Here is a 14,817-nt window from a genome sequence, read left to right on the forward strand (position 1 = left end):
TATATTAAGTCCCATTTAGTATTTAAATCCACCGGCAATATCGCTCATTGTTACCGGTTGGCTTTCAAAATATGAAATTTCGATTTCGATAATGAATGGTCATATGCCACTAGTATTTGATAAAACCCAACTGTCAGCATGTTTTAGAAATGACTCGTGCCTCGATGTTCGTTTTTAAAATAGCACCCTTCCACTTATTGTTTCGGGACTTCAATTAAAATAGCATCCCCTTGACCGCCGCCGGAACAAATAGCTGCTATTCCAAGGCCACCGCCTCTTCTTCTCAATTCATAGGCTAATGTTAAAATAATTCTCGCCCCGCTTGCTCCGATTGGATGTCCTAAAGCAACGGCACCGCCATTTACATTCACCTTTTCCAAATCCAATCCGGCAATTTGTGCGGACGCAAGTGTAACCGCTGAAAATGCCTCATTAATTTCAAACAGATCAATGTCTTTCGCAGTTTTACCGACTTTTTCCAACAATAGATTAATAACCAGTCCTGGAGTCTTCGGGAAATCTTTTGCCTCTACCGCTACCGTCGCATTGGCAAGAATTTTTGCCAGCGGTTTTTTCCCTTGTTTTTCCGCTTTTTCTTCACTCATTAAAACTAATGCACAAGCACCATCGTTAACCCCCGGTGCATTTCCTGCGGTGATGGTTCCATTTTTATCAAAGGCAGGTTTGAGATTGGCTAATTTTTCCAATGACGTATCTTTCCTTGGTGCTTCATCTGTTGATACAACAATCGGCTGCCCCTTCCTCTGCACAATTTCAACCGGAACAATTTCTTCTTGAAGCGTTCCGGACTCGATTGCGGCACATGCCCGCTCATGACTGCGTAATGCCCATTGATCCTGTGCTTCCCGGGTCAGTCCCAATTCCTCGGCAGTACTGTTTCCGTATGTTCCCATATGAACACCGGTAAAACTGCAGGTGAGACCGTCATAAATCATTAAGTCGATAAGCTGTCCATGGCCCATCCGGTAACCGTTTCTTGCCTTTGGTAAAATATACGGGGCATTGGACATCGATTCCATTCCACCGGCAACAATTATCTCTTTTTCGCCGGCACGAATAAGCAAATCAGCCAAAGCAACACTTCTCATCCCTGAAGCACAAACTTTATTAATCGTCTCTGTACTTGTTTGCCACGGGATATTGGCGTTCCGTGCTGCCTGCCTTGATGGTAATTGACCTTGACCGCCTTGTAAAACCGTACCAAGCAAAACATGTTCCACTTCTTCCGGTTGAACGTTTGCTCTTTCTAGCGCCCCTTTAATGGCTACTCCGCCCAATTCCGTTGCGGATAAACCGCTTAAACTGCCGTTTAATTTCCCAAACGGTGTTCTTGCCCCTTCTAAAATAACCGTTTTTCCCATAAAAATCCCCCTTATAAAATATAAGTATCTTAAAAACTATGTATATAGTTTTTTTAATACGTTAAGAAAGTATAAATTTCCAGCAAAGAAGCGAATTCGACGTAGTTGGAAATTTTAAGAATTAAGTATAAGTGCTCTTGCGGCTTTGCCATCGCCTAAAGGCTCGGACGCCCGAGTTTTCTTTAAAATTGAACAAATTTCCTTTCTACCCAGATTCTTGTACTTCTAAAACAATTCCAAAGCCCGTTCACCCCTATTGTTAACGGTTACAAAATTATGCAGATGATAGAAAAGCTCTTGAAACACATTGACTGAACGCTCGCTCGATGATGTATCTAAAGGTAGAGGGGAAATCTAATCCATCCCCTCCACTATCTATTAATATAATAAATTTATTTTTTGCTCATGACAAATTTACGAAACTAATTCTTTTCTTTCACCGCAAACGGCTTTTTCCAATATTTCAGCCACATCGTATGTTTTTACGGTTTCTTCTACTTCTTTTGCCTTCGTTCCGTCTGATAACATTGTTAAACAATACGGGCAGCCGGAACTGATAATATCCGGATTTACTTTTAACGCTTGTTCGGTTCTGGCAACATTAATCCGATGACCGGTATCTTCTTCCGTCCACATGAGACCACCGCCGGCACCACAGCACATGCCTGTTTCACGGTTTCTTTCCATTTCCACCAATTTCACACCTTTGATGGCTTTCAAAATTTCCCGCGGCGGATCATACACTTCATTGTAACGACCGAGATAACATGAGTCATGGAAGGTAATCGTTTCATTAACTTCATAAATTGGTTTTAATTTTCCTTTTTTCACAAGATCATACAATATTTCGGTATGGTGGTAAACTTCAGCTTTTAAACCAAAGTCCGGATACTCATTTTTAAAAATATTGTATGCGTGCGGGTCAATCGTGATAATTTTCTTTACATCATTTTTCTCAAATTCCTCAATATTTTTTGTTGCCAGTTCTTGGAAGAGAAATTCGTTACCGAGACGACGAGCCGTATCCCCGGAATTTCTTTCTTTATTTCCTAAAATCGCAAATTTCACGCCTGCTTCATTTAGCAATCTGGCAAAGGATAGGGCAATTTTTTGGCTTCGGTTATCATAGGACCCCATGGAACCAACCCAGAATAAGTATTCGAATTCTTCCCCTTTTTTCTTCAGTTCTTTTACCGTTGGGATTTCCACATCATCACGAAGGTCACGCCAATTTTCCCGATCTTTCTTGTTCAAGCCCCACGGATTGCCTTGTTTTTCAATATTTTGAATGGCACGCTGGGCATCAGGTTTCATTTTTCCTTCCGTTAAAACAAGATAACGACGAAGGTCAATAATTTTATCCACATGTTCATTCATAACCGGACATTGATCTTCACAGTTCCGACAAGTTGTACAAGCCCAAATTTCTTCTTCGGTAATAATATCACCGATTAAATTTTTATCATAAATTGATGTTGCTGCCGATTCTTGTGCCCCGAGGCCTCTTGCTTGCAGGGCCAATTGATTGCCTACTGAATTCGAAAATAGGAATCCGGGTACCCAAGGTGTTTTTGATGTGACGGCCGCTCCATAATTGGTCAAATGGTCACGCATCTTTACAATTAAGTCCATCGGCGACAACATTTTCCCCGTACCAGTTGCCGGACACATATTGGTACAGCGCCCGCACTCAACGCATGCATATAGATCCACCAATTGGTATTGGGTGAAATCCGTTATTTTCCCGGCACCAAAGGATTCTTGTGTTTCATCTTCAAAATCAATCGGCCGGAGTTTACCGGGATTATCTAACCGATTTAAGAACACGTTAGCCGGACCTGCAATTAAGTGCGCATGTTTGGATTGCGGTACATAAACTAAGAATGTTAGTAAAACGAGTAAGTGAATCCACCAAGCTATGTAAAATACAACAATACTTGCTGTTTCACCAATCCAGGAAAATCCAGTAGCAATTAATGAAGCTATCGGTTCTGTCCAAGTAGGTTCATGGCCGTGCCAAATTTGCGCCATTCCGTTTCCGACTAAAACGGATATCATCAAACTTCCAATAAATATAAGAACGAGTCCGTTTTTTAGACCGCGTTTCAAACGAACCAGTTTCTCAATATACCGCCGATAAAATGCCCAAACAACCGCAACTAAAATAATGAACGTAACAATTTCTTGGAAGAAGGTGAATCCCGGATACAATGGTCCAAAAGGCAAGTGGGCGCCGGGAATTAACCCCTTCACAATGAAATCGATGGCACCAAATTGGACAAGAATGAATCCATAGAAAAACATGACATGAATGGCACCACTTTTTTTATCTTTCAGCAATTTCTTTTGACCAAATACATAAACCCATATTTTCTGAAAGCGTTCTTTAAATTTACGGTCAAATTCTTCTTTCTTCCCTAATTTAATATAGGAGAGTCTTGTTTTTATGAGATAGATAAATAAATATACCCCGTAAGCGATTACAGCAATTGTTGCAATCCAGTTAACCGCCAGCAATGATTGGCTCATTATGTTTCCCCCTTTTTCGTAATCCCAATCCCCATGATGATTTTTTTAAACAACAGTCCTTATTCACTTACTTCTATTATATAATGAATGAGCATTCAGTCAATAATTTTGTTTGTTTTTTTTAAAAATTATTTATACGAACTGCTATGTAATTGACTTGTTAAGGACCAAAAAAGGTTTTTTGAAGATTTTACACAAAAAATAGTATGATTTTTATTTATAATACCACAATTCTTTTAGTTTTGGCATTTGTTTTTTAGGAAAACTTCTTAAGGCTCACCCTTGATTGTATAACCTAATGCGGTTTGGGGAAACTATCCTTTTAGTTCAAAAGTTCAATTTAAATTGTTCGTTACGGGAGGGTGCCCCCTTGCATATTATCTTTCTGTTTTTTATCATTCCTTTCCTAGTGATTGTTTTGCTTTTTGTTGACTTTTATTTTGGAAGGAAGCAACACTTACAGAATATGCATATATACCAATTTCCAATACGCCACAGTAATATTGATATTTTTATCAATGGGACAGAGCTTTTTAGACAAATGGTTCAAGATATGAAAACAGCCCGGCATCATATTCACGTACAGTTTTATATTTTTCGTGATGACCCGTTTGGCACCCTTGTTCTCGAATTAATGGAAAAAAAGGTTAATGAGGGGATTGAGGTCAGGCTTTTAATTGATTGGCTCGGAAGTTTACAATTTCCCCGTAGACGGATGAAGGAATTGCGTAAGAAGGGAATTGAAATCGCCTTTTGTCATGTGCCGAAGTTCCCATTTTTTCTATATACATCCCAAAGCCGCAATCATCGAAAAATTATTGTCATTGACGGGAAAATTGGTTTTCTTGGCGGTTTTAATATTGGTAAGGAATATGTGAACCGAGATGAAGTGTTAAATCCTTGGCGAGACTGCCATGTTCGTTTTACCGGAGAAGGTGTTCAAGATTTACAAACACAGTTTTTAACTGATTGGAAAACGGCAACGAATGTTAAAATGAAAAAATCGAACTATTTCCCTGTCTTACCAAAGGGGGATATCAAACATCGCTTTTATTCTTTTGAGGGCAAGGATCTTGAGGAAAAAATTTGCGAATTGTTACGATCAGCAAAACGAAAAATTGTTATCGGAACACCGTATTTTATACCGGGGAAAAAAGCCTTTTCCGAATTAAAACAATCTCTTAAAAGATGTGTAGACATTACCTTGGTTGTTCCGGAAATTAGTGATCATCCGTTTATCAAGGAAGCATCTTATCGGTATTTACGGCAACTTTTAAAACTTGGATGTAAAGTTTATCAGTACCGAAGCGGATTTTATCACGCCAAAGTTTTTATTATTGATGATGATATTTGTTCAATCGGGACAGCAAATTTTGATAAAAGAAGTTTTTATTATAATTATGAAATGAACAGCATTTTTTACGATCGAGAATTGGTTTTGCGCATGTTGGAAATTGCTGAAATTGACTTATCGAAATCAACCCCGCTTCATTTTCGAAAACTCGAAAGGCAAAAATTTCATGTTGTGTTAAAAGAATGGATCGCCTTTGTTCTTTCACCTTTGTTGTAAACAGCCCTTATTGCTTGAAGCGGAATCCATAAAATACATCTGTAATTTTGCTGAAAAAAGTAAATCCATTTGGTATAATTATTAAAAACTGCTGGGAGGTGGTGTCGTGGAAGAACTCTTGAATCAAATTTTACACGAGGTAAAAGAAATTAAGCAGGGACAAGTCCGACTCGAAACAAGGATGGACAAGCTTGAGCAAAACCAAGAACAGTTAGTTTTAAGAATGGACAAACTTGAATCCCGGATGGACAAACTTGAATCCCGGATGGACAAGCTTGAATCCCGAATGGACAAACTTGAATCCCGAATGGACAAGCTTGAATCCCGAATGGATAAGCTTGAACATAATCAGGAACAGTTGGCAATGAATATGAATAAGCTGGGAACCCGGATGGGCAATCTCGAAAAAAATCAAAGTGAACTTGAAGTTAAAATTAACAATCTCGGTACAGAACTTCGGAGTAACTTTAGTTATACGAACAGCAAGCTGGATGAACAACGACAAGTGTTTAATATTGTCTCCGAAAAGTTTAAAAAAGTAGAGATGGACATTAACGCAATCATGAGTAGATAATCAAATAATCCAATGTTATTTCTATTCAAAGGGCTCGCCCTTGTTTTTTTTGAAAAAAAGAAGTGAAACCACATCCGGTCCCACTCCTTCAAGTTTTTTGGTATAGTCATTTTTGCTCCATCACATTTTCTCCGGTGCATGAACACCAATTAAAGTTAGAGCGTTTTTCAACGTTAACTGAACGGCCTTTACTAGGGCTAACCGAGCTTTCGTCTGTTCCAAGTTATCCTGATCAAGTACCTTTATTGCATTGTAAAAACTATGGAAGGTCGACGCCAAGTCATGAATATAATTCGTAACTCGATGTGGTGCCCGCTTTTCCGCAGCCTCAATAATGACTTGCGGGAACTCTCCTAATTTTTTTAGTACATCATATTCCTTTTCTTCAGTAATCAGTGATAAGTCTATGTTATCCGCACTGAACGAGATTCCCAATTCTTCACTTTGACGTAAAATACTGCAAATCCGAGCATGCGCATATTGAACATAATAAACCGGATTTTCATTCGATTGGGATACGGCTAAGTCCAAATCAAAATCAAGATGCGTATCCGAGCTTCTCATGACAAAAAAGTAACGGGTTGCGTCCAAGCCGACTTCTTCCACAAGCTCCCGCATCGTGACTGCTTTTCCGGTTCTTTTACTCATTTTCATTTTTTCGCCGTTTTTATATAATTGCACCATTTGAATAATTTTTACTTCCAATGCATTACGGTCGAATCCAAGTGCTTCCATGGCTGCTTTCATCCGCGGAATATAGCCATGATGGTCGGCTCCCCAAATATTAATCACTTTAGAAAAGCCTCGTTCAAATTTATCTTTATGGTAAGCAAGGTCAGGGGTAAAATAGGTATAACTTCCGTCCGATTTCCTTAATACACGGTCTTTATCATCGCCCAGTGCCTCGGTTTTCAGCCAAATGGCACCATCCTTTTCGTAAATCTGCCCTTTTTCTTGCAAAGCCTTTAAAGCCTCGTCAATTTTTCCGTTTTTATACAAAGAAGTTTCACTGTACCAAACATCGAATTTCACACGGAAATCTTCCAAGTCCTTTTTCAACTTCTCCATTTCTTTATTCAAAGCATAGGTCCTGAAAAATTCATAACGTTCTTCTTCAGGGGCATGGACAAATTTGTCACCATATTCGTTGGCAAGACTTTTCCCGATTTCAATGATATCTTGACCGTGGTATCCGTCAGCCGGCATTTCCTTTTCTAATCCGAGTGCCTGGAAATAGCGGGCTTCAACGGACAATGCCAAGTTATGGATTTGATTCCCTGCATCATTAATGTAATATTCTCGAGTCACATCGTATCCTGCAGCAGCTAAAATATTGCATAACGAATCACCGACAGCCGCTCCCCGCGCATGCCCGAGATGGAGGTCACCGGTCGGATTAGCCGAAACAAATTCTACTTGAATTTTCTCACCTTTACCAAAATCGGACTTCCCATAATTTTCCCCTTCATGAATAATGGTCGGGATCAATTGCGTTAAATAATGATTGTCCATAAAAAAGTTAATAAATCCGGGACCGGCAATATCAATTTTTTGAACCGATACATTTTCCTTATTCACATGATGGATGATTTCCTCTGCAATCTGCCGCGGAGCTTTTTTGGCAATCCGTGCTAACTGCATGGCAATATTTGTTGAATAATCACCATGTGCCTTTTCCTTTGGTTTTTCAAGAATGATAGCAGGTAATTGGTTTTCTTCGGCTAATCCCGCCCGGAGAACAGCATGTTTGATTTCTTCCTTCAGATTTTGTTGAATCTGCGATACGATGCTCATAATCCTTTTTCCTCCTTAAATGTAAATTGAAGTTGATATGTACCCACTTCAATTTGTTCAATAAAAAAATGATAATTTATGTTCATCTTTCCTTGTTTCATTTGTTTATCCCAATCATATTCAAGGTCTTTTGTACTTGTTTCAACTTTAAACGTACCGATATTTGTTTTATATGAACCTTTCATGACTTCATTTTCTTTAAAAAAGAGTCTCATGTTCAAAGTCCCTGTTCGTAATATTTGTATCTCAGGGACTTTGCCATCGATATATTTGACAATCGTATGCGTTTTTCCATTTTCCCAAACTTCATCATAAATGTAATAAGAGGTCGCATTTCTTTTATAATAATGACCAAATACAATAAATTCAAAATCCTCATGATGACCATCTCGATTGATATGTATATCCAATGTAATTTTCACTGGTGTTCCAGATGTTTTCACATTTCCACATCCTTAACCGGAGCCGACATACCGGTAATCTGTCCTCATCCGTTACTACTTCACAATAATATTTTATCTGTTTTACTGCATGAATTCAATCTCAACAATTATAATGACAGAGGCTTTATCCGGTATGTATGCAACCCTATTCGTTTGGCTCTGCAAATTTTCCCATTCTATTATGATCAGTTTTTGAAAAATCAGGTTTAAAGTATAAAAGGAATTTCCATAATAATAACAGGGTATTGTGCAAGATTCTAGTGTTAAAGGGGGGTTAAATTATTGGAACTGAAAACAAACCCGTATTTCCGCAAAACAGTGAAATATATTCATCTATTATTATTGATCGGTGCATGTTCGGTTATCATCGGGTTTTTCACAATTTTTACGACATATATGATTGCAAAACTGTCAGGTCCTCCACCGATTGAAATCCCCCAGTCTACCATTTATTATGCGGAGGACGGGACCGTTATCGGTGAATCGCATAACGGACAAAAGCGATATTGGGTAAATCTTGATGAAATCTCACCTGACTTAATTAACGCAACATTGGCGATTGAAGATCAACGCTTTTATTCCCATATTGGATTTGACCCAAAGCGGATTGCCGGCGCTTTAATTGCCGATTTCAAAGCAATGGCAAAAGTACAAGGGGCTAGTACCATCTCACAGCAATATGCCCGCAATTTGTTTTTAAGTCATGAAAAAACTTTGGCGCGAAAAATAAAAGAAGCTTTTTATACAATTCGTTTAGAAGCGAATTACTCAAAAAAAGAAATTTTAGAAGGCTATTTAAATACAATTTATTACGGTCACGGGACTTACGGAATTGAGGCTGCCAGTCGTTATTATTTTAATAAAAATGCCAAGGATTTGAACCTGCATGAAGCTGCCTTGTTGGCCGGGATTCCAAAAGGTCCGAATAGCTTTTCACCATTTATTTCCTATGACAAAGCAAAAGCAAGACAAGAACTCATTTTATCCGAGATGGCAAAACAAGGGTTCATTTCGAATGAAGAAGCACAGAAGGCAAAAAGCGCAAACATTGATTTTGCCGGAAATCTCGGTGATAAACAAGGAACGACGGCACCCTATTTTCAAGATGTTGTTAATACGCAATTAAAATCGAAAATTGGTTTAGATGAGCGAACCATTGAACTTGGCGGATTAAAAGTTTTTACTACCTTAGATTCGAAACTGCAAAAAGTTGTGGAGGAACAAGTAAAGAAGACGATACCGGAAAATTCATTAATTCAAACAGCGGTCGTCGTGATGGAACCGAAAACCGGGTATGTTCAAGCGCTTATCGGTGGACGTGATTATCAGGAATCCAGTTTCAACCGGGCAACTCAAGCGGTGAGACAGCCGGGATCCACAATAAAACCGATTCTTTATTACGCCGCCCTAGAAAGAGGATTTACACCGGTATCCACGTTTCGCAGTGAATTAACGACATTTACCTTTGATGACGGCAGAGAAAAATATACACCGGAAAATTTCAATCACAAATATGCTGATGATGATATTACACTTATGCAAGCACTCGCTCTATCCGATAATATTTATGCCGTTAAAACACATCTTTTCTTAGGAATGGAAACCTTAGTTGAAACAGCGAAAAAGTTTGGGATCGAATCGGACCTTGATGAAGTTCCGTCATTGGCATTGGGAACATCCAATGTCCGGCTTATTGAAATGGCCAATGCCTATAGCTTACTTGCCAATGGAGGCAAAAGTGTCGAACCGGTGTTTATTACAAAAGTTGTGGATTCTAAAGGCAAGGTAATTTATGAGCAGGAAAAAGAAGCGGTTCAAGTACTGGATCCAGATATAACTTTTGTTATGAACCATATGTTGACCGGGATTTTTGATGAAAAACTGAATGGCTACACAAATGTAACCGGGCAAAGCATTCTCTCAAAAACAACGAAAACCTATGCCGGAAAATCCGGATCAACGAACATGGACAGTTGGATGATCGGTTTTACCCCGAAATTAGTAACCGCCGTCTGGACCGGTTATGATCAAGGGAAATCGATTAATCGAACGGATGAAAGGCAATTTGCTAAAAATATTTGGGTTGACATAATGGAAAATGCTCTGGAGGGTAAGCCCGATCAAATATTCAAACCGACTCCGGGAGTCATCGGGGTAAATATCAATCCGGAAACCGGCCTTCTTGCAACGAAGGATTGTCCGGTAAAGCGGTATACGTATTTTATCAAAGGAACTGAACCGACCGAATATTGTTCGGAACCGGAAGCAAATTCCCCGGATGACGAACAACCGCTGGCAAAGGATCCGGAAAAGTCACCGTGGTACCGGAAATGGTTTAAGTGGATTGACTGACTTTCCTGATTTATTTAGGACGGATGTACGGGAAGTCAATTATTCATATCCGGGGTCAACTAGTTAATTTCGCATTTCATCCCATCTTAACGGGCAAGTAAGACCCCACCTCAAGATTCTGAGTTTAAAAAGGGTAGGTTTGGGATGAAAAAAACTCCATTAATGGAAGTTTCATTTCACACGAAAAACTCCTTACCACTTATTGCCGGCAAGGAGTTTTTCATTAAACCAAACAACCGAGATCCTTTTTCAACTTGTCACTGGAACGTTCCCAAAGTCCGCCTTCTTGTTGTTTTAAAAATTCCGCTAAAACACGTTTTGACGGTTCATCCATATGATCCACAATCACATGCCCTTTCATTGATTTATCCATGCGATTCACGTGTTCAGGTAATGATTTGTAACCACGGCGAATCGATCGGTCGACAATTAATTCACAAGCAGCAACGCCATAATAATACGGACCTTCTTCATTCCTTTCAATCGTTACCCAGACGAGCCAATACGGTTTCCCGTTCGGAACTACCTCTTTCTCTTTAAAAAATTTTATTCCTTTTTCCACTTTGCTTTTTGCATGCATGGCGCCGATATCAACAAAAGCTGTTTTTTCCTCTACATCGACAAAAACAGGGGTAACATTTTCCAAATTCAACACACCGGTACCGAATCCTTTATGCCCATCAGTTGGATCATTTTTAATGATATTGAATTGGACTGTTTTCTTTTCTTTATTTTCTTCCATCGCAAACCCTCCCCTTTCATTTCGCACAATGGCTAAAAACAGTAGCCATGATAATTTATTTCTCCGGCTGAACATCTAATAGTGATTAAAAATTTTAAAAGAATCCACCTACAAAATCAAGGATTCCGTAAAAAATATTTGGAATAATTTTTTGAAGCACCGGTCCGATCGTTATATTATATAGCGGATCGACAACAATCAAGACTAAAAAGATTAACATTCCATACATTTCAAACTGAGACAATTTCGCCCGCGTACCTGGTGAAACAACGTCTTGAATAATTCGATAACCGTCAAGTGGCGGGAGCGGAAGCAGATTAAAAACAAACAAAACTACATTTAAATACGTAAACCAATAACACAGTTCATAGAGAAACTTTCCCCCGGTTCCCTCCAATCCGAATCCTATCGTCAGTGCCAAGAGAAGTCCGCCAGTAAAAGCAAGCAATAAGTTACTTAACGGACCGGCAAGGGAAACAAGGACACCTGCCAGTCTCGGCTTTTTAAAATGGAACCGATTGACCGGAACCGGCCTTGCCCAACCAAAACCGGCAATCAACAACACGATAGTACCGATCGGATCCAAATGGGCCGCCGGATTCAACGTCAGCCTGCCTTGATTTTTTGCCGTCGGGTCACCAAATTTATAAGCAACAAAGGCATGGGCATATTCATGCACTGTAAACGCAATAATCAACGTAATGATAATATAGGGCAAAACATTTAGAGGAAAGGCTAAAAAACTCATAAATTCGCTCCTTTTTTTGATCTTTTAAACTTTATTTTACCATCTAATGGCACAGAACACACTTTTTAAACTTTTATGCACATTTTCTTTTCTTGATATACAAGATATAATAAATAGGTAGTATTCACATAGTTGGAGGAATGCAAAATGCCGTATGTTACAGTCAAAATGTTAGAAGGTCGTACAGACGAACAAAAGAAAGCGTTAGTTGAAAAAGTAACCGAAGCTGTCGTAGAAACAACCGGTGCCAGTGTTGATAAAGTTGTTGTCTTTATTGAAGAAATGAAGAAAAATCATTATGCGGTAGCGGGAAAACTTGAAAGTGAAAAATAAATTAGTTCTTTAACGAAACAGGGAGGGACATAGCAAATCGTCCTCCCTGTTTCGTTATACAAATAGTGCCTGACGTTTATCATCCGGGTGAACAACTTACTCCATTTGTTGGTTATTTACCAATGATTTTAATGATTCGATATATTGAAAGGCTTCATCAATCTCTTCTTTTGTGTACCGTTGTTTACTTTTGACTTGGCTGATTTTTTTATAAATATCTTCCCGTGGTAGGGCATCAAAATAAAGAACGGTCGAGACCAGCTCTAAAAACCTCGAACTTTTCTTGTTCATATCATTTATACATTCGTCCAATGTCGATGGCAGTTTTTGCTCAAATAACTCAAGAAACTCCCCGCCATTTTTTGTCAGTTGATAACGGTACTGAAAATAACCGCCCTTTTTTTCCTTTACTTCATCAAGAAAGCCCATATTAACGAGTTCTTCCACTTGTAATGTCAATTCCTCTGAATACGGTCCATAAAAGTGAAAGTCGAACTTTTCTTGATATGGAAAGGATAGTCTTTTGGCTATGTAAATCATTTTTTGCAATTTCTTGCGCCCGACTACCTCTTTTGCCGTCCGGATGGCATGGAGTATTTTGGCATGTTCAAAAAGCATTCATTTCATCTCCTACAATAGCTTCTACTGTTTTGATTTTTGCTGCAATCAAGAGCGGATATTTATTTTTTATCCATTTATCCCAAGCAATGCCCTAATTTGTCTTTTCTCATTTTTCTTGGTCGATTCTTCCTTCAAGAGATCAAGAGGAAAGTATAATTTATGGTCGGTTCTTCGTTTCCCGCTGATTGCTTCAACAATTTCCGATTCTCGGGACAGTTCCCGAATTTCTCCATTCGACATCGATAACTGGATCGGCAGTCTCTCTTCCTCTTCCCCAGGTCTGTAAAAATCATAGGGGAGATCCGAGGAAGAGTCCAGAACTAAATAATATTCAGGATTTATCCCTGCCTCTGTAAACAATGTTACCAGTTTCATATACTTTTTATATTCAGTTGCAGGGTCAAATTCGATATATTTGAATAAGTGCCTGTTTAAAAAGCGATAGCATAAGTCTTTCAAAATCGGGTCGTCCTCTTCTTGCCATACATGGAAATAATAAAGAACGACGGATTCATCCAATTCGAGATAATCTTTTAATTTCGGTTTTCCTTCAAACAATGTAACAAAATGTTTCGGTTCGTGTTTGAAATGATAAAATTGCTCATGTAATTCTTTGGCACGGTGAAGAATTTTTTGTAAAATGACTTCACCGGAACGCGAAACCGGGTGAAAATACACTTGCCAATACATTTGATAGCGGCTCATAATATAGTCTTCAACCGCATGCATGCCGCTCTTTTTAAAGACAACTTGATCCTCTTTTGGTCGCATCACCCTAAGGATTCGCTCCATGTCGAAATGACCATAGCTAACACCGGTAAAATAGGCATCTCTTAATAAGTAATCCATTCGATCTGCGTCAATTTGACTGGAAATCAGGCTAATGACCAATTTCTTTTCCGATGTTTTTGCAATCACTTCCGCCACCTTTTTGGGGAAATCTGCCGAAACCAATCTGAGAACTTGATTTACTTCCGTATCCCCCATAATGATCGCCTGGGTAAAATATTCATGATCAAACTGGAAAACTTTCTCAAATGCATGAGAAAACGGACCGTGTCCTAAATCATGTAAAAGAGCTGCACAAAGGGACAAAAGCCGATCGGATTCATCCCACTCCGGCCTCCCCTTAAAAACATCATCAACAATGCGGCGAACAATTTCATACACACCGAGGGAATGGCTGAAACGGCTATGTTCGGCGCCGTGGAAGGTCAGAAATGTTGTCCCGAGCTGCTTGATTCTTCTTAAACGTTGAAATTCCTTTGTCCCGACCAAATCCCAAATGACCCGGTCACGAACATGAATATAGCGATGAACAGGGTCTTTGAACACTTTCTCTTCTCTTAATTTTTCCATTGCATAACTCATATGGAACCCTCTTCCTTTATTTCATGTTTCCATTATATCGACTTTTCGTGCTCGTTTCATCATAAGAAAGAAATTTTTTAAAACTCTCGACACGTCGTACAAATATTGCTTTTTAATGCACATATCATACGATAACAATTTTTCTCTTTTTTCACTTACTATAAAGAAAACTTGATGAGGGCGATCCAATGTTGTCTTGCTACATGGGTGACTATTGGACAAAATCAGCGGAATTCGAAGCAAAATTGGCTCATAGAACAGCACTATGAGACAAAATTTGTGGAAAATCAAGCCAAAATGTCCCATAGAATTGCCTGGATCCCCTGCTATGGGACAAAATCAGTGGAAATCGAAGCAA

At 39.0% G+C, this 14,817-nt stretch carries 12 protein-coding genes; 4 read left to right on the forward strand and 8 right to left on the reverse strand.

Features of this window, described 5'->3' with window-relative positions; all coding sequences use genetic code 11:
- Positions 1-194 precede the first annotated feature (194 nt).
- Together LIZ98_RS02900 and LIZ98_RS02905 are read right to left on the reverse strand one after the other, a co-directional pair.
- Entirely contained in the window at positions 195-1,382 is a 1,188-nt protein-coding gene (locus LIZ98_RS02900; RefSeq protein WP_227138932.1) for an acetyl-CoA C-acetyltransferase, read from the reverse strand.
- Positions 1,383-1,796: 414 nt separating this feature from the next.
- Positions 1,797-3,911 (reverse strand): (Fe-S)-binding protein, encoded by a 2,115-nt coding sequence (locus tag LIZ98_RS02905; RefSeq protein ID WP_227091892.1) that lies wholly within the window; start codon positions 3,909-3,911, stop codon positions 1,797-1,799.
- Positions 3,912-4,281: 370 nt separating this feature from the next.
- Here LIZ98_RS02905 and cls point away from each other — a divergent pair, with 370 nt between their 5' ends.
- Positions 4,282-5,481, forward strand: coding sequence for a cardiolipin synthase (gene cls, locus LIZ98_RS02910; RefSeq protein ID WP_227138931.1), 1,200 nt, complete (start codon positions 4,282-4,284; stop codon positions 5,479-5,481).
- Between the two features lie 106 nt (positions 5,482-5,587).
- Positions 5,588-6,055 carry a hypothetical protein gene (locus LIZ98_RS02915; protein WP_227138930.1) on the forward strand — a complete coding sequence of 156 codons (468 nt, stop codon included), beginning with the start codon at positions 5,588-5,590 and terminating at the stop codon, positions 6,053-6,055.
- A 120-nt stretch (positions 6,056-6,175) separates the two neighbouring features.
- On the opposite strand, the gene argS is transcribed toward LIZ98_RS02915, so the two are convergent.
- Both argS and LIZ98_RS02925 read right to left on the reverse strand, forming a co-directional pair.
- Entirely contained in the window at positions 6,176-7,849 is a 1,674-nt protein-coding gene (gene argS / locus LIZ98_RS02920; protein ID WP_227138929.1) for an arginine--tRNA ligase, read from the reverse strand.
- On the reverse strand, positions 7,846-8,292 hold the full coding sequence (locus LIZ98_RS02925; protein ID WP_227138928.1) for a YwiB family protein: 447 nt from the start codon (positions 8,290-8,292) through the stop codon (positions 7,846-7,848). The genes argS and LIZ98_RS02925 overlap by 4 nt, the downstream gene beginning before the upstream one ends.
- Before the next feature lie 282 nt (positions 8,293-8,574).
- Here LIZ98_RS02925 and LIZ98_RS02930 point away from each other — a divergent pair, with 282 nt between their 5' ends.
- Positions 8,575-10,644, forward strand: a complete 2,070-nt coding sequence (locus LIZ98_RS02930) for a transglycosylase domain-containing protein (protein WP_227138927.1) — start codon at positions 8,575-8,577, stop codon at positions 10,642-10,644.
- 223 nt (positions 10,645-10,867) lie between these two features.
- Here LIZ98_RS02930 and LIZ98_RS02935 read toward each other — a convergent pair whose 3' ends face one another.
- Both LIZ98_RS02935 and LIZ98_RS02940 read right to left on the reverse strand, forming a co-directional pair.
- A complete protein-coding gene (locus tag LIZ98_RS02935; RefSeq protein ID WP_227091887.1) occupies positions 10,868-11,386 on the reverse strand; it encodes a YwhD family protein in 519 nt (172 codons plus the stop codon).
- Positions 11,387-11,480: 94 nt separating this feature from the next.
- Positions 11,481-12,134 carry a site-2 protease family protein gene (locus LIZ98_RS02940; protein ID WP_227138926.1) on the reverse strand — a complete coding sequence of 218 codons (654 nt, stop codon included), beginning with the start codon at positions 12,132-12,134 and terminating at the stop codon, positions 11,481-11,483.
- 147 nt (positions 12,135-12,281) lie between these two features.
- Between LIZ98_RS02940 and LIZ98_RS02945 the strand changes: the two genes are divergently transcribed.
- Positions 12,282-12,467, forward strand: coding sequence for a 2-hydroxymuconate tautomerase (locus tag LIZ98_RS02945; RefSeq protein WP_041844690.1), 186 nt, complete (start codon positions 12,282-12,284; stop codon positions 12,465-12,467).
- A 96-nt stretch (positions 12,468-12,563) separates the two neighbouring features.
- On the opposite strand, the gene LIZ98_RS02950 is transcribed toward LIZ98_RS02945, so the two are convergent.
- Positions 12,564-13,085, reverse strand: coding sequence for a YwgA family protein (locus tag LIZ98_RS02950; RefSeq protein ID WP_041844691.1), 522 nt, complete (start codon positions 13,083-13,085; stop codon positions 12,564-12,566).
- Positions 13,086-13,154: 69 nt separating this feature from the next.
- On the reverse strand, positions 13,155-14,459 hold the full coding sequence (locus LIZ98_RS02955; RefSeq protein WP_227138925.1) for an HD domain-containing protein: 1,305 nt from the start codon (positions 14,457-14,459) through the stop codon (positions 13,155-13,157).
- Positions 14,460-14,817: the final 358 nt, after the last annotated feature.

The organism is Caldibacillus sp. 210928-DFI.2.18 (assembly GCF_020554505.1).
Lineage (GTDB): Bacteria > Bacillota > Bacilli > Bacillales > Caldibacillaceae > Caldifermentibacillus > Caldifermentibacillus hisashii.

Bases quoted from the DNA above. Each gene is read 5' to 3' on its own strand.
- LIZ98_RS02900 (WP_227138932.1), bottom strand. From the start codon at position 1,382: ATGGGAAAAACGGTTATTTTAGAAGGGGCAAGAACACCGTTTGGGAAA.
- LIZ98_RS02905 (WP_227091892.1), bottom strand. From the start codon at position 3,911: ATGAGCCAATCATTGCTGGCGGTTAACTGGATTGCAACAATTGCTGTA.
- argS (WP_227138929.1), bottom strand. From the start codon at position 7,849: ATGAGCATCGTATCGCAGATTCAACAAAATCTGAAGGAAGAAATCAAA.
- LIZ98_RS02935 (WP_227091887.1), bottom strand. From the start codon at position 11,386: ATGGAAGAAAATAAAGAAAAGAAAACAGTCCAATTCAATATCATTAAA.
- LIZ98_RS02940 (WP_227138926.1), bottom strand. From the start codon at position 12,134: ATGAGTTTTTTAGCCTTTCCTCTAAATGTTTTGCCCTATATTATCATT.
- LIZ98_RS02945 (WP_041844690.1), top strand. From the start codon at position 12,282: ATGCCGTATGTTACAGTCAAAATGTTAGAAGGTCGTACAGACGAACAA.
- LIZ98_RS02950 (WP_041844691.1), bottom strand. From the start codon at position 13,085: ATGCTTTTTGAACATGCCAAAATACTCCATGCCATCCGGACGGCAAAA.
- LIZ98_RS02955 (WP_227138925.1), bottom strand. From the start codon at position 14,459: ATGAGTTATGCAATGGAAAAATTAAGAGAAGAGAAAGTGTTCAAAGAC.